This is a genomic window from Pseudohongiella sp. (assembly GCF_040877505.1).
Lineage (GTDB): Bacteria > Pseudomonadota > Gammaproteobacteria > Pseudomonadales > Pseudohongiellaceae > Pseudohongiella.
Genome location: NZ_JBBDNQ010000015.1, coordinates 1 through 20,233, shown reverse-complemented (window position 1 = coordinate 20,233; position 20,233 = coordinate 1). Strand labels below are relative to the sequence as shown.

General features: G+C 54.5%; 15 protein-coding genes, 2 tRNA genes and 2 pseudogenes. 14 read left to right on the top strand and 5 right to left on the bottom strand.

Going from position 1 to position 20,233, the window contains the following annotated elements:
• The first annotated feature begins 174 nt into the window (after nt 1-174).
• The 6 genes from WD071_RS04585 (at nt 175) to WD071_RS04560 (ending at nt 4,955) form a co-directional block, all read left to right on the top strand.
• Nucleotides 175-1,752: a M48 family metalloprotease gene (locus WD071_RS04585; RefSeq protein WP_368047161.1), complete on the top strand. Its 1,578-nt coding sequence runs from the start codon at nt 175-177 to the stop codon at nt 1,750-1,752.
• 81 nt (nt 1,753-1,833) lie between these two features.
• Nucleotides 1,834-1,986, top strand: a tRNA-Arg gene (locus WD071_RS04580).
• Between the two features lie 54 nt (nt 1,987-2,040).
• Nucleotides 2,041-2,117, top strand: a tRNA-Arg gene (locus tag WD071_RS04575).
• A 232-nt stretch (nt 2,118-2,349) separates the two neighbouring features.
• A complete protein-coding gene (locus tag WD071_RS04570) occupies nt 2,350-2,604 on the top strand; it encodes a type II toxin-antitoxin system HigB family toxin (RefSeq protein WP_368047160.1) in 255 nt (84 codons plus the stop codon).
• 11 nt (nt 2,605-2,615) lie between these two features.
• The gene (locus WD071_RS04565) at nt 2,616-3,830 is read left to right on the top strand and encodes an ImmA/IrrE family metallo-endopeptidase (protein ID WP_368047159.1); all 1,215 of its coding nucleotides are present in this window, start codon (nt 2,616-2,618) and stop codon (nt 3,828-3,830) included.
• Between the two features lie 3 nt (nt 3,831-3,833).
• Nucleotides 3,834-4,955 carry a beta family protein gene (locus WD071_RS04560; protein ID WP_368047158.1) on the top strand — a complete coding sequence of 374 codons (1,122 nt, stop codon included), beginning with the start codon at nt 3,834-3,836 and terminating at the stop codon, nt 4,953-4,955.
• Between the two features lie 167 nt (nt 4,956-5,122).
• Here the strand turns inward: WD071_RS04560 and WD071_RS04555 are convergent, their stop codons facing one another.
• Nucleotides 5,123-5,329, bottom strand: a complete 207-nt coding sequence (locus WD071_RS04555) for an Arc family DNA-binding protein (protein WP_368047443.1) — start codon at nt 5,327-5,329, stop codon at nt 5,123-5,125.
• 177 nt (nt 5,330-5,506) lie between these two features.
• Between WD071_RS04555 and WD071_RS04550 the strand changes: the two genes are divergently transcribed.
• Nucleotides 5,507-7,237: an NAD-dependent malic enzyme gene (locus WD071_RS04550; RefSeq protein ID WP_368047157.1), complete on the top strand. Its 1,731-nt coding sequence runs from the start codon at nt 5,507-5,509 to the stop codon at nt 7,235-7,237.
• 27 nt (nt 7,238-7,264) lie between these two features.
• On the opposite strand, the gene ald is transcribed toward WD071_RS04550, so the two are convergent.
• Entirely contained in the window at nt 7,265-8,386 is a 1,122-nt protein-coding gene (gene ald / locus WD071_RS04545; protein ID WP_368047156.1) for an alanine dehydrogenase, read from the bottom strand.
• 136 nt (nt 8,387-8,522) lie between these two features.
• On the opposite strand from ald, the pseudogene putP reads away from it, so the two are divergent.
• A pseudogene (putP, locus tag WD071_RS04540) lies at nt 8,523-10,012 on the top strand (sodium/proline symporter PutP).
• A 158-nt stretch (nt 10,013-10,170) separates the two neighbouring features.
• Here putP and WD071_RS04535 read toward each other — a convergent pair.
• A complete protein-coding gene (locus WD071_RS04535) occupies nt 10,171-11,364 on the bottom strand; it encodes a helix-turn-helix domain-containing protein (protein WP_368047155.1) in 1,194 nt (397 codons plus the stop codon).
• 178 nt (nt 11,365-11,542) lie between these two features.
• Here WD071_RS04535 and WD071_RS04530 point away from each other — a divergent pair, with 178 nt between their 5' ends.
• Entirely contained in the window at nt 11,543-12,232 is a 690-nt protein-coding gene (locus WD071_RS04530; RefSeq protein WP_368047154.1) for a DUF2306 domain-containing protein, read from the top strand.
• Nucleotides 12,233-12,347: 115 nt separating this feature from the next.
• Here the strand turns inward: WD071_RS04530 and WD071_RS04525 are convergent, their stop codons facing one another.
• Both WD071_RS04525 and WD071_RS04520 read right to left on the bottom strand, forming a co-directional pair.
• On the bottom strand, nt 12,348-13,235 hold the full coding sequence (locus WD071_RS04525; protein WP_368047153.1) for an acyltransferase: 888 nt from the start codon (nt 13,233-13,235) through the stop codon (nt 12,348-12,350).
• Nucleotides 13,235-14,011, bottom strand: coding sequence for a M48 family metallopeptidase (locus WD071_RS04520; RefSeq protein ID WP_368047152.1), 777 nt, complete (start codon nt 14,009-14,011; stop codon nt 13,235-13,237). Before WD071_RS04520 ends, WD071_RS04525 begins: the two co-directional genes overlap by 1 nt.
• A 265-nt stretch (nt 14,012-14,276) precedes the next feature.
• Between WD071_RS04520 and WD071_RS04515 the strand changes: the two genes are divergently transcribed.
• The 5 genes and pseudogenes from WD071_RS04515 to WD071_RS04495 all read left to right on the top strand — a co-directional run.
• Entirely contained in the window at nt 14,277-16,433 is a 2,157-nt protein-coding gene (locus WD071_RS04515; RefSeq protein WP_368047150.1) for a TonB-dependent siderophore receptor, read from the top strand.
• Nucleotides 16,433-17,170 carry an ABC transporter ATP-binding protein gene (locus WD071_RS04510; protein ID WP_368047149.1) on the top strand — a complete coding sequence of 246 codons (738 nt, stop codon included), beginning with the start codon at nt 16,433-16,435 and terminating at the stop codon, nt 17,168-17,170. Before WD071_RS04515 ends, WD071_RS04510 begins: the two co-directional genes overlap by 1 nt.
• Nucleotides 17,167-18,609 (top strand): DUF3526 domain-containing protein, encoded by a 1,443-nt coding sequence (locus WD071_RS04505; protein ID WP_368047148.1) that lies wholly within the window; start codon nt 17,167-17,169, stop codon nt 18,607-18,609. The genes WD071_RS04510 and WD071_RS04505 overlap by 4 nt, the downstream gene beginning before the upstream one ends.
• Complete coding sequence (locus WD071_RS04500) at nt 18,606-19,859, top strand: DUF3526 domain-containing protein (protein ID WP_368047147.1); 1,254 nt, start codon at nt 18,606-18,608, stop codon at nt 19,857-19,859. The genes WD071_RS04505 and WD071_RS04500 overlap by 4 nt, the downstream gene beginning before the upstream one ends.
• Nucleotides 19,860-19,911: 52 nt before the next feature.
• Nucleotides 19,912-20,233, top strand: a pseudogene (locus WD071_RS04495) (GNAT family N-acetyltransferase); the annotation flags it as partial.

The window sequence follows — 20,233 nt, the reverse complement described above, 5'->3', positions numbered from 1 at the left end:
ACGGCGGTGTTGCTGAAACAGACCGGATATTACCGTGTTTGTTGCGTGCGAGAAAGCGCCGGTCTGCAACAGAACGTGTCAGAGTGGGCGCATCACGGCGATTGCTGTCGGTCACCGCGAGGACTACAATCGATGCCCAGGCAATACCCCGGACCGCAGCGCAGGAGCACCATCATGACTACAGAGACAAGGAAACAGCCTGCACGTTTGCGCCGCCTGGCAGCGGTCTTGCTGATACTGGGTTTGTCTACCTGCGCGGAAAACCCGGTCACCGGCGATCGCGAGTTCACCATGGTATCCGAACGCCAGGAAATCGCGCTGGGCCAGGAGAACTACCGGCCAACCCAGCAGAGTCAGGGTGGGCAGTGGCAGATCGACCGCGAACTGACCGCTTATGTCAGTGAAGTGGGTCAGCGGGTGGCCGAACAAAGCCCGCGGCAACTGCCCTACGAGTTTGTCGTGCTGAACAGTTCCGTGCCCAACGCCTGGGCCTTGCCTGGTGGCAAGATCGCTATCAACCGGGGCTTGCTGACCGAACTTAACAATGAAGCAGAACTGGCCGCCGTGCTCGGCCACGAGGTTGTGCATTCGGCGGCTCGTCACGGCGCACAGTCAATGGAGCGTGGCATGTTGCTGCAGGGTGCATTGATGGTGACATCAATTGCAGCACAGAATAACGAATACGCGGGATTTATCGTCGGCGGAGCTCAACTGGGGGCGCAACTGATCAGCACGCGGTATGGCCGCGATGCCGAACGTGAGGGTGATCTTTACGGTACCCGCTATATGGCCGAGGCCGGTTATGATCCGGCAGCGGCAGTCAGCCTGCAGGAAGCCTTTGTGCGTTTGTCGGAGGGCAACGCGCCGGGTTGGCTGGACGGGCTTTTTGCCAGCCACCCGGCTTCGACCGAACGGGTACAGAATAACCGGGAACTGGCGGCGCAACTGCGCGCTGAAGGTTATACCGACGGTGAACTGGGCGAGCAACGCTACCAGCAGCGCACAGCCCGGTTGCGCGAGACTCAGCCAGCCTACGAAGCGTTCGACGAAGCCTACGCCTTGCTGCGCGATGACAAGGTTGAAGAGGCCGAACAGAAACTCGATACGGCTATCCGCATGGTGCCGCAGGAAGCCCGTTTCTATGGGCTGAAGGCAGACATCGCATTGATGCAGCGCCGCTACGGCGCTGCCATTGAAACCTATAATCAGGCCCTTGCCCGTGATGATGCCTACTTTGATTACTACCTGGGACGTGGCCTGGCGTATTCCCGGCAAGGCAATGACAGTCGCGCTCGTGCCGATCTGCAGGCCAGCGTGGACTTGCTGCCGACTGCACTGGCAATGAACGAACTGGGCACCATGGCGCTGGCCGCCAATGACAGAGGGGTTGCCAAGCAATACTTCCAACAGGCAGCGGCAGCACCAGGTGAATTGGGTGCACAGGCGCAGGCCTCGTACATACGCCTGGACGTTGCCGATAATCCCGGCGCCTATGTGCAGGCTCAGGCCTTTGTCGGCTCTGGCGGGCAAATTCAGCTGCGTGTCGTCAACCGTGCGCCAGTCGACCTGCGTAATATCGAGCTGGAATTGCAGGCCTCAGTGGGCAGGGAAGGTGTTCGCCGCGCTGTTTCGGTGGGTTCACTCGCTTCCGGTCAGGCACGCGATGTGGCCTCCGGTCTGACATTACCGGCAGAAACCGACCCGCAGACGGTGCAGGCACAAGTCCTGGTCCGGGGTGCGTCGGTCAATTGAGCGTCAAGCTTGCAGCGTATGCCATCAGGGGAAAAAGCGCTTGGGCGCGGTGGCCAATCTCTGTATAATCCTCGCCGCTGTGCACCCGTAGCTCAGCTGGATAGAGTAGGTGGCTTCGAACCACTTGGTCGGGAGTTCGACAAAACGCATTGCGTTTTGGACGGCTGAAAAGCCGCCCCGTTAGGGGTGAGTAATCCGCCCATGCGGATTGCGAATCAATCTCTCCGGGTTGCCGGAGACGCAGTTACTGTTGGTGGCAGTAGCGAAGAGAATACAACACCAAGTTACGCACCCGTAGCTCAGCTGGATAGAGTAGGTGGCTTCGAACCACTTGGTCGGGAGTTCGAATCTCTCCGGGTGCGCCAAATTGCCAGTATTAACTGGGCTTATCAGGCGGTCTAAAATTTTATACGCCTAAATACCCGCCTAAATTATTGAGGTGGGGTTAAAAAGGTCGCTTATTTAGCGGCCTTTTTTTATTTCCAACAGATCAAAATTCTAAAAAATCCCCGCGCCTTTGAAAATTCCCATATTGGGAGCTTGCAAAGTATATTTCAGTCATTTATTATGTTACCAAAATGGGAACTTCGGTGATCTATGCGACTGCTAGGGAGAGAAAAATTGCAACCACATTTGCGTGACGATGAGACGGTGCGTAATTGGTTGTGCGCATGGGTCTCTGAGCTTTGTACTGCGAATTGGAGGCATCCATCTGATGTGAGTAGTCAGTTTCCAAAAGTTCGACAGGCTGATTCAGGTCAATTCGTTTTTCCAATCAACGATTGCGGGAAAAAAATTTATGTGCAAATTTCATTTCAACAGGGCGTCGCTATTATCACGGGTTTACAGTGAAGACAGATATTATGGAAGCTAAGGTAATTCGTACAGAAAAACAATATAGAGCCTACCTTGACGAGGTCCAAGCCCTCATTTCCGAAGGTCCAAAACTGAACTCGAAAGAGAGCGAGCGGCTGGAACTGCTTACAGTGCTATTGGAAGCTTACGAGAATTCTAAGTATCCGGTAGAGAGCCCGGACCCTATCGACGCGATTCTATTCCGTATGAATGAAAAGGGTTTGAAACAAGCTGACCTTGTTCAGTATTTTGGGACAAGCAGCCGTGTTTCTGAGATCCTGAACCGTAAGCGCCCCTTAACTGTTCAGATGATTAGGGCTTTAACGATTGGTTTGGGCATTTCTGCGGATACCCTAGTGGGAGCCTCACTCCCGGACTCACCTGTTGCCAAAGGGCGAGTGGATTGGTCGAAGTTCCCTATTAAAGAAATGACTCGCCGGGGCTGGATCGAAAATATTGGCAAAGTGTCGAAGGATAGCGTTGAAGATTTGGTAAAAGGCTTCATATCTAATGCGGGGCTGCAATTTGGTGCTGCGTCTTTTCGAAAGACGTTCTATGGGGAAGCGGAAACACCAACTTCAAGATATGCACTCTATGCTTGGTTAGCCCGGGTAATTCAAAAAGCCCGGAATAAAAAAGATAGCTTGGCTGAATTCGATGCTGATGTCCTCTCCGCAAGTTATTTGAAGGAACTGGCACAATTGAGCCGGTTTGATGTGGGGCCGTCACTTGCAATCGAACAACTGGAAAAATCAGGTATAGCCGTTGTTATCGAGCCCGCGCTAAAAGGCACATTGTTAGACGGGGCTGCACTAAAAGATGCTGATGGCACCCCGATTATTGGGCTCACGTTACGGTACGACCGGCTAGACAACTTTTGGTATACCCTCATTCATGAGGTCGCACACATTTGGAAGCATGTGACGGACGGGGACGCCTTTCTTGATGATCTCGATGCTTCATCCGAGGATCGACGCGAGGCTGAGGCAAACCGGCTGGCCCGGGAAGCCTTTATCCCACGTGTACAGTGGCGTAGAAGCGAGGCTTACACGTCTCCAAGTAAGGAATCAATTGAGAAGTTTGCTAAAGAGTTAAAGATTTCTCCGGCAATTATTGCTGGCAGACTCCGAAAGGAATCGGGAAATTATGGCCTGTTCTCCGACTTGGTGGGACAGAATCAAGTACGCAAGTTGTTACCATCCCCCGAGGAATGTGAGGCTTAATTTATGAACACCACCTATTTCCCAATTCTCAAAGCGTTGACAGCGGAGTTTACCGCACTGGAAAACACCAAACCCGGGAACGCTGAAAATATAATTCCGCTGTTCGAGTTGCCCAAGGTACCAGACAGGAAGAAGTATCGGGAAAGCTCGACACCAATCACAGAGTTCATTGACGATACCAGCGAAGAAATTGGGCGTTTGTGGGCGGGGAAAAATGCGATGTTCGATGCTTATCATTGGAGCCCAGCAGCAACGAACGAGCAAGGGGAACACATTATCCCATACGCTTATCAAGCTCTGGAGCTCATGGGCGTTAAGGCCGTGCCGGTTGTTGGTTATGACCGTTGGAGTATCTTGGAATACCAAATGGCACTACAGAGTATCGCGCGCACTCACAAGGGTAAATTCTGTATTCGGCTAGATCACACAGCCTTCGAAGATTCTGCAGAACCCGACTTCTTCAAAGCAAATTTGGACGAAATTATATCTTTGCTCGAACTTGATCCCGCTAACTGTCATGTCATTTTGGATTTTGAGGATGTCACCCCCCTCGGTGCGACTGACTTAATTGATAAATTCGAGTCGCTGTTTAATTTGATTTCAAGTTATCGTTTTATGTCCTTTTCGATAGCCGGGTGCTCTTTGCCTAAAACTATAAATGAAGCTGTGAAGAAGCAAAACTCTTGTGGAGTGGTATTGCGAAAGGAAATGCTGCTTTGGCGAAGCGCTCGCCAGCGGTTCCCTCAATTCCCTATTTACTTTGGTGACTACGGTGTTCGCGGCCCCCATTCAAATGAAGGGATAAGAAGCCCAAACACAAACGGCAAGATTCGCCATACCATTGATAAGGAATATTTTGTAGCACGAGGTCATTCACTCAGTAAACCTCCAAAGGGTGAGCAGATGTGGGAACTCGCACAAAAAATCATTGATTCTGGTCGTTACCTCGGCGCTAATTTTAGTTGGGGTGACAGTGAGATACATCGATGCAGCACCAAGAAATTCAAGGGTAACGCTGGTCAGTGGATCGCTATTGATACGAACCACCACCTTGCATATGTGGTTGCGGAAGTTGCCGAATTTGAGCGTGTTACCGCTTCGCGCGCTGTGACAGTAGAAGGATAGGGAAGCCATCCTAACAACCCACTCGACGCTACGTGATGCTCAGGAGTAAAACGAGGGAGTGAGTGTATTGGGTAGTGTCTAGAGAACTGGTGGCGATTCAGAAACCAAATGATCGGTATGTTCAGTGGGCAGGTAGAGGTATGCGATGGTGTTGGTGTCCGCTACTATCATTCTCTGCCTTGATTGATTGCGGCATTGATTTCCTCGGGATCCACTTGCTTTGCGAGTACCCGGCTGCGCAGCGCAAGCGCTTTTTCGGCGAGCTCTGCGGCAGAGACAGGCGTTGGCTTAAACGTTTTTTCCAGGCAATGAATAAGCTCACTGTTTACGCTCCTATGGTGCGCATTGGCAGCCCGTTTCAACTGCTCGTACAGGTCGTCTGGTATGTTTTTAAAGGTAACGGTAGCTATACCGGAGTCTCTTTGGTTTCGTAATGGTTGCGTTTTGGTTTAATGGTTGGTGCTTGTCAATATGCCCGGAATAACAAGGCCAAAACGTATATACTCTGTCCAACACGAAGAGTCTGCTGATCCTTTTTTTACGAGCTTCTAATGTCTACACGCAAACCCCTGTACATCGCTTATGCTGGCCCCACGCTGCTGGAAACCCCGTTGCTGAACAAAGGTGCTGCATTTACCGAAAAAGAAAGGCGCACATTTAATTTGCTGGGCCTGTTGCCGCCTCGTTACGAAACCATTGAAGGCCAGGTTGAACGGGCCTATATGCAGTATCGCAGCTTCGAAGACCCAATCAACAAGCATATTTATCTGCGCGCTGTGCAGGACACCAACGAGACGCTGTTCTATCGCCTGATCAGCGAGCACCTGGTGGAAATGCTGCCCATCATCTATACGCCCACGGTGGGTGATGCCTGTGAACATTTCTCCGACATTTACCGCAGCGCGCGCGGCATTTTTGTATCTTACGAAGAACGTGAGTACATGACGGACATCATGCACAGCGTGTCCAAAGACAAAGTTAAAGTGATTGTGGTGACCGACGGCGAGCGTGTGCTGGGCCTTGGCGACCAGGGCATAGGCGGCATGGGTATCACGATTGGCAAACTGGCTATTTATACGGCAGGAGGCGGCATAAGCCCGGCCTACACGCTGCCGGTGGCGCTGGATGTTGGCACCAACAACCCAATCTTGTTGGACGATCCGATGTACATGGGCAAGCGTCATCCTCGTATCACGGGCGATGAGTACAACGCCTTTGTCGACGAGTTTATCGACGCCGCGCAAGCGCGCTGGCCAGGCGTACTTATTCAGTTCGAGGACTTTGCACAGCCCAATGCCATGCCTTTGCTGCAGCGCCACCGCGATCGTGTGTGTTGTTTTAACGACGATATCCAGGGCACGGCGGCAGTCACGCTGGGAACGTTGCTGGCCGCCTGCCGCAAAAAAGGCGAGAGGCTGAGTGCGCAACGTATTGTTTTTGTCGGGGCAGGCTCAGCCGGTTGCGGCATCGCAGAACTCATCATCAGTGCCATGATCGCCGAAGGCCTGAGTGATGCGCAGGCGCGCTCACAGATTTTTATGGTGGATCGCTTTGGACTGCTGACCGAGGGAATGCAAAACCTGATGGATTTCCAGGCAAAGCTGATGCAACCGAAAGCGGCGCTTGATGCCTGGGTTTTAGAAAGAGAGGTCTTGGAAAAAGAGGTTTTAGAAAGAGACAACCAGTACGCCAGTCTGCTTGATGTAATCAACAACGTGGGCGCCAGTGTGCTCATCGGTGTGTCGGGCAAACCGGGTTTGTTCACCGAGCAGGTTGTGCGCCGGATGCAGGCGCGCTGTCCGCGCCCGATTATTCTGCCGTTGAGCAATCCGTCGCGTCAGGTGGAAGCAACCCCGGCGCAGGTGCTGGAATGGACCGATGGCCGCGCCATCGTGGCCACCGGCAGCCCGTTCGGCAAAGTGGACTACAGAGGCAAAACCTATGCGATTGCGCAGTGCAATAACAGTTACATCTTCCCCGGCATCGGCCTGGGTGTGATTGCCTGCAAGTCAGCGCGCGTGACTGATGAAATGTTGATGATCGCCAGCATCACCTTGTCAGAAAATGCGCCGCAGATTGAGGACCCGTCGGCTTCAATTTTGCCGCCGCTGACAGATTTACCGCAGATCAGCCGCAAGATCGCGTTTGCCGTGGCAAAGATGGCGATGAGTCAGGGGCATGCGCGTGAAATTCCCGATGATGAGCTGGCAGAAATCATTGAGCGAAACTTCTGGACGCCGGTATATCGTGAGTACCGGAGGATTGCCGCGCGGGCGCGTTAGGGGCTGGCTTCGCTTCCGGCGCACCCTTCAGGCGCGAGGTACTGCCTCTTGTGCCGGCGTATGTTCTAGGCCAAGCGCGTCAGCCACAGCTTTATACGTGACTTTGCCTCTGCAAACATTCAGTCCGGCCAGCAGGTGCTTGTTGTCTCGGAGCGCGGCCTCCCACCCCTTGTTGGCGATTGCCAGAACATGCGGCAGCGTGGCGTTGTTAAGCGCAAGTGTCGACGTGCGGGCAACTGCACCGGGCATATTGGCAACACAGTAATGAACGACGCCATCTACCAGGTATGTCGGATTTTCGTGAGTTGTAGCGTGAGATGTTTCAAAACAACCACCCTGATCGATTGCGACGTCTACCATGGCTGACCCCTGTTTCATTCTGCTAACCATCTCCCGGGATACCAGTTTGGGTGCAGCAGCACCGGCGACGAGAACGGCGCCAACCACAAGATCAGATTGCAGTAGCTCCTCCTCGATTCTTTCCTGTGTGGCATAAGCTGTTGTAATGCGGCCCTGAAACAAATCATCAAGCTGCTGAAGACGAACCAGAGATCGGTCGATGATGGTGACATTTGCCCCCATCCCGACTGCCATGCGGGCTGCGTTGGTGCCGACAACCCCACCGCCAATGATGGTTACTTTTGCCGGAGGTACCCCTGGAACACCACCCATCAGGATGCCGCTGCCGCCCTGGCTCATTTCAAGGGCGTGTGCGCCTGCCTGGATTGACAGACGACCAGCAACCTCGGACATGGGCGCCAACAGTGGCAAGCCCCCCTTGTCATCAGTGACTGTCTCATAAGCGATTGCCACTGCACCTGAGGAGATCAGCCCTTCGGTCTGCTTTTGGTCGGCAGCCAGGTGAAGATAAGTAAAAATAATCTGATTCTCTCTGAGCATGCTCAGCTCAACGGGTTGTGGCTCCTTGACTTTCACGATCATATCGGAACGTGCGTAGATCTCCGCAGCATCAGGCAGGATAGTCGCACCGGCCCTTTCATAGTCCTGGTTGGTAAAGCCGATGGCCAGACCTGCATCTTTCTGAACGGATACCTGGTGTCCATGAGTCGCTAGTTCGCGAACCGACGCAGGTGAAAGACCGACCCGGAACTCTCGATTCTTGATCTCGCTGGGTATTCCGACATGCATAGAAAGCTCCTTGTAGAAAGTCGTTCAAAGAATTCTTTGGTATAGAAAGTTACTTGCGAAATGTACTCGCTGATTTTTGATTCAATAAACCATACTATACAAAATTGAACCTGACTCATATAACCGGAGACGTTCCATGGCTGTTGGTGCCTGGATAAGCCTGTTTAGCTATTTTGGGCTGATGATAATCATCGGCGTGTACGCGATGCGCACATCAACGTCATCTTCGGAAGACTACATGCTGGGCGGGCGGACGCTCAGCCCCAAGGTTGCCGCCTTGTCTGCGGGTGCATCTGACATGAGCGGATGGCTGTTGCTGGGTCTGCCCGGGGCTTTGTATGTATCGGGCCTCGCGTCTGCCTGGATTGGCATTGGCCTGTTTGTGGGTGCGCTCATCAACTGGATCCTGGTGGCACCCAGGCTGCGCGAGCAAACTGTCCACTATGGAAACGCCATTACCATTCCGGCCTTCCTGGCGAATCGTTTTCCTACGCAGGCATTGTCGTTGCGAACGGTCTCAGCGCTCGTGATCGTTGTTTTTTTATTGTGTATACCGCGTCCGGCCTGGTTGCAGGCGGCAAGTTGTTTGAAAGTGCCTTTGCGGGAATCATGAATGTTGGTGGGTTGAGTGATTACGCCACGGGTATTGTTATTACGTTGGGTGTGGTGCTGGCGTACACGGTTGTGGGTGGTTTCCTGGCGGTGAGCATGACGGATTTTGTTCAGGGTTGCATCATGATGCTGGCCCTGGTGATTATGCCGGCAGTGGTGCTGTTCGGCGAAGGCGGAGGGGGTTTTGCCCAGGCGTCTGAAACCCTGAATGATGTTGATCCGACACTCTTGTCGTGGACCGAGGGTCTAACCTTTGTTGGTTGGCTTTCTGCGGTCACCTGGGGTCTTGGTTACTTCGGGCAGCCCCATATCATCGTCCGTTTCATGGCAATTCGCACCCTGAAAGATGTGCCGATTGCCCGCAATATCTGCATGACCTGGATGGGCGTTTCACTGGTCGGTTCTGTTTCCCTGGGCATTTTCGGCCGGGCCTATGCGCTCAGAAATGGACTGGATGTGGCGGACCCGGAAACCATTTTTATCATTCTGTCTGAGTTGTTGTTCCATCCACTGATTACCGGCTTCCTTTATGCCGCGCTGCTGGCCGCTGTGATGAGCACTATTTCCAGCCAGCTTCTGGTGTCGTCGTCATCGCTGACCGAGGACTTCTATCGCCTGCTTCTGCGTAAGGCGGCGACGGACCGCGAGTATGTCAATGCAGGCCGGGGCTGTGTTGTTGCCGTGGGTCTGATGGCAGCTGTGATCGCGTCCGATCCGGACTCTCAGGTTCTGGCGCTGGTCAGTAATGCCTGGGCGGGTTTCGGTGCAGCGTTCGGACCATTGATTATCCTGTCGCTGATGTGGCCCCGCACGAATGGCACGGGTGCCTTAGCGGGACTTGTTGTTGGCGCTGCGACTGTGGTGATCTGGATTTCGCTTGGCTGGAACGTCGAATTCATGGGTGGTACGGGCGTTTACGAGATCATTCCGGGTTTTATCGCTTCCTGGATCGCCATCACTGTTGGAAGCCTGGTGACGGCAGACACCGGTGAATTTCAGGCTATCAGCAGGTAATGCATCTAGATGGAGTACATCCACTTTGCTATCGCCAGGCGCCAAGCCGAATGGCGCCAGCGCACCCAATCTAAAAATGTCAGCAAACAGCGTTCGCTGCAGCATCTGTTCCACTCGGGTCATGGGTTGCGCCTGCGCGGTACCCGGGGAGGTCGTGGTCATGACTTGGTCCTTTCTGCCTTCCTGTATTGATTGGGCGTGACCCCGGTTTCTTTTTTGAACGCAGTATAGAACGAGGACTTGGCGTTAAAGCCGGCATTCATCGCGATATCCAGTACCGTATCATCTGTGTTTTTTAGTTGTTCTTTGGCGGCATTGACGCGGTAACGGTTCACGTAATCGAAAAAATTTACCCCCATCGTTTCATTCAAGGTTTGCGAGATATGGTACGCCGACCGAGAAATATGTTTTGCAAGCTTGGGCAACGAGAGAGAAGCATCCAAAAAGAGTCGATCGTATTCCATGGCATAAGTCAGTCTGGTCACGATACTGTCGGCCAATTGCGCATTTAAAGCAGAGCGCTGGTATTTGTGTTCCGTAATCGATTTGAGCACCTCCTGCGTCTCACTATTACTTTGATACAGCTCTTCAAAACCTGGTTTCTGCCGCAACCCCCATATGGCCACGCTCCAGATCATGACCAGAATCACCAGATTCCTGAGCACAGCATCTGTCTGGACAGGGGCAACCAGGTTGTCGTACAGCAGGGTGCCCGCAGCAAACAGCCAGACGCCGCCTACCGCGAGTAAAATCCACAGAATCCAGCGCCCTTCCTGCGCCTCGGTACTGGCGAATAATTCCCTCAGTTGAGCCCGATAACTATTCAGGCGACGGTACACGACATAAACATAGAAGCCTGCCTGCACGATCCAACCCAACACCAGAATAAATGTGATGATAAGGAGGCCATAAACAATGTAACGCACCATACTCGTTGTTGATGCCAGCATGGCTTCGTCCCCGTCTACCAGGATCGCATGGCGTAATTCGCCGGGCAGCAGTAATGCACCGATGACAATGCATAGCCCAGCCCCGCTCAGGACAAAATGTTTGAGATGAGTGCGGCCCAGTTGCCATTTTGTACTACTGGTGATGCCTTGTACGTAAAGCCAAAAGCAGGGCGGGATGAGGTATAACGCAGGTAACGCAAGCAGCAAAAACAATACTTGCAGGCTGGGCGCGAGCTCTTTTAATACTGGCTGGCAAATCAACACAGCAATCGCAGCCAGGCAGCCCGCCAAAGGCAAATACACTGCCTGTTTAGTTGATCGTAAAAGCAGGAGATGAACGCTAAATGCGATGATGGCCAGGGAAACACAAGTCAGAAAGTAAACAACGGCGCTATCAGACACGGTGATCTTCCATTTACTTATAATTCCTTTAAATTCTGCAGGTTAGTCGGCAGATGGACGGCCAAGCCTATCGTATCGGACAAAAATAAGTACGAGCCCATGGATCCGGACGACGATTCCCGCAGCTTGGCGCAACATGGAAGGCATCTTAACCAAACAGCCAAAATGAGACAATCAGATGACCTTCACCCGTGTGCATAAACTCGACAGTTCCCCTGCTACTACAACGCATAATTGGCCGTTGGTAGGCACTTTATTTGTGTTAACCGCAATCCCCGGGGTTCCGGCCATTTTTATTGTGCTGGGGGTATTACTGGGCCCAATGGATTCCCCACTTCTAATGTCCCTAGTCAATGCACGCTACTTTGAGTCACCGTTGGCAGTGTTGGTTCACGGCTCCAGTGGTGTCGCCTTTTTTCTGACAGTCCCACTGCAGTTCTCGCCAGCATTGCGGCAAAAACATCCCCAATGGCATCGCGTCAGTGGGCGAATTGCACTACTCAGTGCTTACATTCTGGCTGCTTCCGGGGTCTGGATGCACCACGTTTTAACGCCGGAAGAACTTGGCATGCGTTACATTGGCCTGGTCATCGTGAGCACGGGTATGGTCGTGGCCTTCTCACTGGCGTTTTATTATGTGCTCAATCAACAAATCACAGCGCACAGACGATGGATGTACAGGGCGGTTGCTATCACTCTTGCGGTGGTAACGCCTTTGTTTATCGAAATCCTTGCCGTGTTGACGCTCGGACAAGTTGACACACTGGGGCCACTCCTGGCTCAACTGCTTCATGATTACGATAGACTCATTGGATTAGGAGCCAATCTTCTTGTTGCCGAGTGGTTGATACGGGTGCTTCCCCGATAGGGTTCTATCCCGAAATGACGGACAATTCAGGAAAGCCCCCGGGCTTGCTCCGAACCAGTAAATAATTCCGGACGGTGATCACTCTTCACCGTGCGCTGGAGGAATCGATCGCGCACTAAGGCTTCAGCAGGCGATCGATTGTTTTGTCCTTGATCTGCCAACGCTCGTTAACCCATGCTTGCATGCGTGCACGATGGGCCTCATCGTTCTGGTAGTCGCCACCGCGCAGCTCGGCAGGAATGGGCAGGGTCTGGACGTCAACCACGATGCGCCCGATCCGGTTGGCAAACAGATCGTTGAGCTCGCCCGCACCCTCGGGATAGGTAATGGTGACATCCACCAGGGTATCCAGCGACTCAGCCATGGCATCGAGCACCAGTGCGGTGCCCCCGGCTCTTGGTTTGAGTAAATGCCGAAACGGCGATTGTTGGTTTGCATGTTTGTCGGTGCGAAAACGCGTGCCTTCGGCAAAATTGACGATGGACACGGGTATGCGGCGGAATTTTTCACAGGCCTTTCTTGTGGCGGCTGCGTCCCGGCCGGCCAGGTCTGGGCGCTTTTCAATCTGCTGGCGCGAATAGCGTTTCATGAACGGAAAGTCCAGTGCCCACCAGGCAAGTCCCAATACCGGCACCCAGATAAGCTGACTTTTCAGGAAAAAGCGCAACATCGGAAGGCGCCGGTTGAACAGTTTCTGCAGGACGGGAATGTCGACCCAGGACTGGTGATTGCAGATCAGCAGAAAATGACCCTCAGGCATGGGGTCGGGCAGACCGGTCACAACAACCTCCGTGTTGGTCAGGTGATCGAACATCCAGCTGTTAACATCGATCCAGCTGGCGACAATGGCCATCAGAACCCGGTCACACAGCGTCAGCACCGGTCCCACACGAATGATCGCTTTGATCAGGGCCACCAGCAACAACGGTGTGACATGAATGATCGAATTGAGGCTCAGCAGGATTGTAGCCGTCACCACGCGAAGACTACTCAGTAGTTTCATCAGGGTCGGCATTCTGGCCGCCGCCCCTGGGCCCGGGCTGCGTCAAAAGAGCTGAGTGCAGCTGGCATTCGCTGCTCCAGCTCCCGAATGCGTGCCTGGGGCGCGGGGTGTGTGGAGAGGAGCTCAGGTGGTCGTTCACCGGCCGCCTGAGCCATATTACGCCACAGGGCGACACTCTCGCGGGGATCGAATCCGGCCCGGGCCATATAGTCGAGGCCCAGGCGGTCGCCCTCGGTTTCGTCGGCACGTGAGTACGGCAAGGTAAGCAAAAGATTAGCGCCCATACCGATCAACCCCGGGTCCATACCAGTGGTCTGAGCGAGAACCGATATTCCCATCTGGGTGGCCAGTTGGTTGGAAACACGGGCTGCAGAGTGCCGGGCGGTGACGTGAGCAATCTCATGTCCCACGACTGTCGCAAGTTGGTGTTGGTTTTCGGCCACATTGAGCAGTCCGGTGAAAATACCGATCTTGCCACCGGGCAGGGCGAACGCATTAGCCGCGTCGTCGTCAAACAGCACCACCTCCCAGTTTTGATTCCCATCCACCTCGGCAAGAACAGCATCGGATACACAATTGACATAACGGGTCAGAGATTGATCGGTGCTGACAGTGTTCTCCTGCCTGAGCTGGTTAAAAGCCTCGTCACCCATTGCGGCCATCTGGCCTTCTGACACCAGTAACATCTGGGAACGCCCCGTGGGCGAGGTGGCACAGGCGGACATCAGCAAAGACAGCAAAACTAACGTCGGGCCAGCTGTTTGAAACCTTGTCATGAAAGACTCCTTGCGAGTCAGAGAGAGTACAGGAAGGACTGTAAGGTATCTCCGGATCAAGGCGTTGTCCAGTGTCATGACCGGTCGGGCCAGCGACCCACTACATCGGGCGCAGCCCTGCTGACGTTGCGGTTTTCCATGGCACGCTTATTTAAAATGTTGCAGCCGGGTTGACAATAAATTGTTATGGTATAGCATATCTTTTATTTTATACCTCAACAAAGGATTCCCCATGGCTGCCCGACCCCCTTCCAGATCGTTAGTGATGCCTGCCCTTAAAGTCTGTTTTTTGCTGTCCGGTGCGACCCTGACCAGCATCGCAGCAGCGCAGTCGACCGTGAGTACCGGGAGTGCTGCCGAGAGTGAACAGAATGCCGGCGGCATCGAGGAAATAATCGTCACCAATCAGTTCCGGGCCTACCGTGGCAACTTCACCGAACTGGAAACCCCGCAGGCGATTCAGGTCCTTGACACCGAGCTGATGAATCAGGCGGGTGTGACAGAGCTGACTGAGGCCTTGTCGTTGTCAGCAGCCATCAGCCGACAGAACAATTTTGGCGGTTTGTGGAACAGCTTTGCCGTGCGCGGTTTTGCCGGTGACGGTAATCTGCCCAGTAACTTTATGGTGAATGGCTTTAATGCAGGTCGTGGTTTCGGTGGTTCCCGTGACATCGCGGGTATTGAAGCCGTCGAAGTGTTAAAAGGCCCTTCGGCGGCACTTTTCGGGCGCGGTGAACCCGGCGGCACGGTCAATTTGCGCACCAAACGTCCTACCGGCAGTGCCGCTGGCCAGCTGCGAATCAGTGCGGATGATTTCGGCACCGTGCGCGCGGATGCCGACTATAGCTCTGATCCGATCGCGGACCGGGCAGCTGTCCGGATGGTCGGCTTTTTTGAAGATGGCGACAGTTTCCGTGACACAGTGACTTACGAAAAATATGGCGTCTTCCCCTCCATGTTGCTCCAGATTGCTGATGGGACAACACTGGTTTACGAACTCGAAGCGTCACGCCAAAAGGTGCCGTTTGATCGCGGCATCGTTGCCGTTGACGGGAATCCGGGACAACTGCCGCCTTCTCGCTTCCTCGGCGAACCGGGCGATGGTCCAATGGATGCCAGGGTACTGGGGCATCAACTTGAACTGAACCATGAAATAAACCAGGACTGGGCATTATTGCTGGGGGCCAACTTTCGTGACACCTCCCTGGCCGGCTTCTCTTCAGACCCGGAATTTTTCGGTGCACGTCAACGTCTGAGTATCGATGGCCGTAATTTGACCCGGCAACGCCGTCATCGAGCCTATGATGCAGAATACGCAGTATTGCGTGCAGAACTTAGTGGCCAGATGATGACCGGGCCTCTGACTCACCGCATTATTGTGGGCGTGGACAGCGACCGCTTTAAAAACGACCAGCAGTTTCGTCGTTACCGGGCCCCGGCTGTTGGGTCCGGCACGAGCTTGCAGGATTCCTATGCCATTGACATCTACAACCCTGTCTATGGCCAGTTCCCGTTGCCGGCCACTTCCCCCCTGACCGATCGCCGCGAAGTACTTGAGGCAACCGGGCTGTACGTACAGGACCAGATAAATCTGACTGAACAACTGCAAATACGTCTGGGCTTTCGTCATGACGATTTCAGCCAGCGCACAGACAATCGACTCAATGGTAATAGCGCACGGCAATCGGACACACGTATCAGTCCGCAGCTGGGTCTGGTCTATGCAGTGAACAACGAGGTCAGTCTCTACAGTACTTACGGTGAGGGTTTTCGCGCCAATTCAGGTGCCGACTTTACGGGAAGGGCATTCGACCCCAATCAAAGCAGTTCACTGGAGGCGGGCGTCAAGTTTGAACTGATGAATCGACGACTGCAGGGCAATGTGGCGATCTTCGAGCAGAAACAAAAAAACATGCTCAGCTCTGATGCGCAAAACCCCGGGTTCTCGGTCGCCATCGGAGAGGCGCGCAGCTGCGGTCTCGAATTTGACCTGATGGGCAGACTGGCCGAGTACAATCTGCATATTTCCTACGCTTATATCGATGCAGAGGCGTCGCGGGGTGTACTCGATACGGATTTTGGCCGACAGATAGCCAGTGGTGATCGTCTGATCAATGTGCCACGGCACACACTCAGCACCCAGATCAGTCGCGACCTCATGCTGGCTGGCCAGTCTTTCACCGTTGGTGGCGGTGTCCTGTACGTGGGGGAGCGCCTGGGCGAGACCGCCACCGACTTCACGCTGCCAGCCTATACCCTGGTGCGCCTGCATGCAGGCTACAACGTCAGCAACAACATCACATTGCGCGCTGAACTTGATAACGCTTTCGACAAAGAGTATTTCCCCAACTCCTACGCCCAGGTGTGGATACAACCTGGTACACCACGTCGCGCCCGGCTTTCAGCAGAGGTAACATTCTAATGGCAACTCCGATTATTGAAGTTAAAGGATTACATGTGACACGTCAGGGCCAGGAGGTCCTGTCGAATCTGAACTTTTCAGTGGCACCCGGCGAAGTGTTCGCCTTACTGGGTGGTAACGGTGCGGGCAAATCAACCACTTTGTTGGCCTGTATCGGAATGCTTCAGCCAAGCGCCGGTGAGGTGACTGTTTGTGGGCATTCTGCATCGAAGGAGCCGGAAGCGGTTCGCCGCTCACTCGCGTATCTGTCGGAAACGGCGAGTCTGTATGAGCACCTGAGTGCGCGCGAGAATCTTCGTTATTTCCTGGAACTGGCCGGTTCGGATACCGACCCGGTTGCTATAGAGGAGGCATTGGACACTGTGTCACTGCAACCGGAGGCGCGCGACAGACGCAGCGCCGGTTTCTCCAAAGGCATGCGACAAAAAGTCGCCATTGCGCTGGCGCTGCTGAGGAAAACGCCCGTGCTGCTGCTGGACGAACCCACCTCCGGCCTGGATCCCATTGCCGTTGAGGAATTTCATCAATTGCTGATCACACTGTGTGAGCGCAATGTCGCCATCCTGATGGTGACTCACGACCTGTTTGGCGCCTGTGAAGTATCCTCCCGTATCGGCCTGCTGCGCGATGGTCACCTGGTCAATCAATTTGACGCGTCACGCGACGCCGACGGCAAACTTGTTCATGTCGATGTGAATGTGGTCAAGCGCAGCTTCGCCAACAAGGAGGCGGCGTGAATACTACTCTGCGTATTGCCCGCGGGGAGTGGCAACATTTGTTGCGTACCCGCCTGGCCGTCACCGTCATTGTCATGCTGCTGGGTCTGATTGTTGTTGCTGCGGCCAGTTCGGCGCAACAGCTGATATCCGAGGCTCAAACCCGCGAAGCGTATCAACGTGAAGCGGAAGAAACCTTCCGCAGCCAGCCGGCGCGGCACCCACATCGCATGGTGCACTACGGGCACTATGTGTTCCGCACACCGGCGCCACTGTCGGTTATCGATCCCGGTGTTGATCCCTTTACCGGCCGCTCCATTTTCCTGGAAGGTCACCGCCGCAACACCGCGACCTTCGCCGAGGCTCGCGAAACATCTGTGCTCACACGACTGGGCGTGGTGTCTCCGGCTTTCGCCTTGCAGGTCATTGCACCCTTGCTGTTGATCCTGTTGGGATTCACCAGCGTGGTACGCGAACGTGAGCGCGGCACCATGCTGCAATTGATTGCGCAGGGGGTGCCAGCCCGATCCCTGGTGTTGGGCAAGGCTGCCGCGATCGGCAGCGTCGCTGCCCTGGCCACTCTGCCGTTATTGATCAGTGCACTCTGGCTCAGTATGCGTTACCCGGCAGAAACCCTGCCTGCTCTGATCGTGTTCGCGGCTCATGCAGCGTATCTTGGATTCTGGGTAGTATTGATCACGGTAGTGTCGACACTCGCGCGCAGCGCCCGGGCAGCGCTGATCACCCTGATGATCGTGTGGGCAGTCACCACAATACTGGTGCCGCGGATTGCGGCAGATGCAGCTGCCACCCTGGTCACGTCACAGACCCAGACCGAAATGGATATTCTTATCCAGCGCGACATGCGTGTTGTAGGTGACAGCCACGATATCAACGACCCGGGTTTCCGTTCATTTCAGGATCAGGTGCTGGACGAGTACGGTGTGGACAGCATTAACGAACTACCCGTCAACTACCGTGGTCTGGTCTCATTGCAGGGTGAAGCCGAAGGCAGCGCCGTCATGAACCAGTACGCCAGCGAATTACACGCTACGCAGCGAGAGCAGGCACGGGTGATTAATCTGTTCTCTGTAGTCAGTCCCTATATCGCAGTGCGTAATCTGTCCATGGGCACTGCCGGTACCGACCTGATCAACCATCAGCGGTTTCTGGATACCGCAGAGGCGCAGCGCTTCGAGCTGATTCAGTCAATCAATACGTTGCACGCCAATGAAGTGCATTTTGCCGATGATTCGGCGCGTAGCGTCGACCACGAGGCCGAGCAACGCACGCGCGTCAGTGCTGATTTCTGGCAACGCCTGCAGGGTTTCGCGTTCACGCCGCGGCCTGTCGGTGAGCGCCTGGCTTCTGCCCTGCCTCTGATACTGGTGATGGCACTCTGGCTGATGGCAGCTGTGGTATTGATCAATCGCGTTGCACGCAAGGCAGGTGAAGTGTGAAAGTCATTCAGAATATTCGTCGCGAGGCGCGTTTTGTCAGTGCCAACCGTATCACCCGTTTCGCCTGGCTGGCATTGGCGCTCATGTGTCTGTTGGCCATCTCATTGGGCCAGGCAGAAATCAGCCGGCAAACCGATACCATCGACAGGGCGCTCGCCCAATCCGAGGTGGAGCTTGCCGAAGTGTTCGACGCCGCCACCGACTATGGCGGCGCCGCTTACTCCGGTTTCTCGCTGACTTACGATTCACCCTCGGACGCTGCATTTCTGGCCATCGGGCAACGTGATATATCGCCCTGGATGTTGAGAGTGCGTGCGCTTGCGCTGGAAGGTCAGATTCACGAGTCGGACAACTTCAACCCTGAGCTCAGCCTGGCCGGCCGCTTCGACTACGCGTTTGTGATTGCGTTTCTGCTGCCGCTGTTCATCATCGTGCTGCTCTACGATGTATATGCCTCCGAGCGTGATGCCGGGCGCGTTCCCATGCTGACGGCGACGGCCGCCAGGCCGCAGCGCGTGTGGCTGGCCCGGGTGCTGGTGCTGTCCTCAGGCACAGCGCTGGCCTGCCTGTTGCCCCTGTGGCTGATGGGTTCGCTGTTTGGCGCCGGCGCCGGAGACCTGCTGGTGATCTCCGGCATCGTGCTGACCAATGTGGCGTTCTGGACAGCGCTGGTTTGTGCCATCGCGTTCGGACGTTGGGCCGCTTCCGTAAATGCTGCTGTGCTGACCGGGCTGTGGCTGGTACTGGCCTTGCTGGTGCCGCTGGCGGGCAAGCTGTTGATTGACCGTGCGGTACCGGGAATTGATGGCGCCGAGATCAGCCTGCTGCAACGCGAAACCGTAAACGCTGCCTGGGACCTGCCCAAATCGGCCACCATGGAGCCGTTTTATGCCAGCCATCCCGAATGGTCACATTCAGCTCCGGTTGATGTGCCATTCCACTGGAAGTGGTACTACGCCTTTCAGCAGATGGGGGATGAAACGGCAGAGCCTTTGTCACTGCCTTACAGAGAGGCCATCAGGGAACGCGATGCGATGACGGGTCGGGTTGCGTTGTTGTCACCGCCAGTGGCGGTGCTTCGGGCAATACAGAGCGTGGCAGAAACAGACATGAGATCGGCGCTGGTTTATGACCAGACAATTCGTGATTACCATGCGCAGATCAGACATTTTTTCTACCCTTTGCTGTTCGAAGAGGTTGCGTTTAAGCGAGAGAGTCTCGAGGGGTTTCCGGTTTTCAATACAGATTAGTCGCTGCTAAACTTAAGCAGTCAACAAAGCGGCGATTGCCCGGAGCCGTAAGATGGGAAAAAAAGCAGGTCGAGACAATAGATTTTTGGTGCGGGAAGCCGTCGCGGAAGATCTCCCCGTGATGGTGGATTTCCTCGCCAAACTCGCTCTGCATGTTTCAGGTGCGCCGCCGCAAAGCCTGAAGGAGTCTGAGCGCGACCGTTTGTTACAGGTACTGCGCAAATCCCTGCCCGATCCCGATAAGCTGCTGGTGGTGGCCGACGTGCCAGACGTTGGACTGGTCGGCATGGGTTATCTCTATGTCTGGCGCAATCAGGGTATCTGGGAGCAGGCTGGCGAGGTGGAATTTACCTCGGGAATCATTGATGATGTCT

Excerpts from the sequence above, each read along its gene's own strand:
- WD071_RS04520 (WP_368047152.1), bottom strand. The coding sequence starts at position 14,011 with ATGACAAGGTTTCAAACAGCTGGCCCGACGTTAGTTTTGCTGTCTTTG.
- WD071_RS04510 (WP_368047149.1), top strand. The coding sequence starts at position 16,433 with ATGGCAACTCCGATTATTGAAGTTAAAGGATTACATGTGACACGTCAG.
- WD071_RS04570 (WP_368047160.1), top strand. The coding sequence starts at position 2,350 with ATGCGACTGCTAGGGAGAGAAAAATTGCAACCACATTTGCGTGACGAT.
- WD071_RS04530 (WP_368047154.1), top strand. The coding sequence starts at position 11,543 with ATGACCTTCACCCGTGTGCATAAACTCGACAGTTCCCCTGCTACTACA.
- ald (WP_368047156.1), bottom strand. The coding sequence starts at position 8,386 with ATGCATGTCGGAATACCCAGCGAGATCAAGAATCGAGAGTTCCGGGTC.
- WD071_RS04585 (WP_368047161.1), top strand. The coding sequence starts at position 175 with ATGACTACAGAGACAAGGAAACAGCCTGCACGTTTGCGCCGCCTGGCA.
- WD071_RS04560 (WP_368047158.1), top strand. The coding sequence starts at position 3,834 with ATGAACACCACCTATTTCCCAATTCTCAAAGCGTTGACAGCGGAGTTT.
- WD071_RS04550 (WP_368047157.1), top strand. The coding sequence starts at position 5,507 with ATGTCTACACGCAAACCCCTGTACATCGCTTATGCTGGCCCCACGCTG.
- WD071_RS04565 (WP_368047159.1), top strand. The coding sequence starts at position 2,616 with ATGGAAGCTAAGGTAATTCGTACAGAAAAACAATATAGAGCCTACCTT.
- WD071_RS04515 (WP_368047150.1), top strand. The coding sequence starts at position 14,277 with ATGCCTGCCCTTAAAGTCTGTTTTTTGCTGTCCGGTGCGACCCTGACC.
- WD071_RS04525 (WP_368047153.1), bottom strand. The coding sequence starts at position 13,235 with ATGAAACTACTGAGTAGTCTTCGCGTGGTGACGGCTACAATCCTGCTG.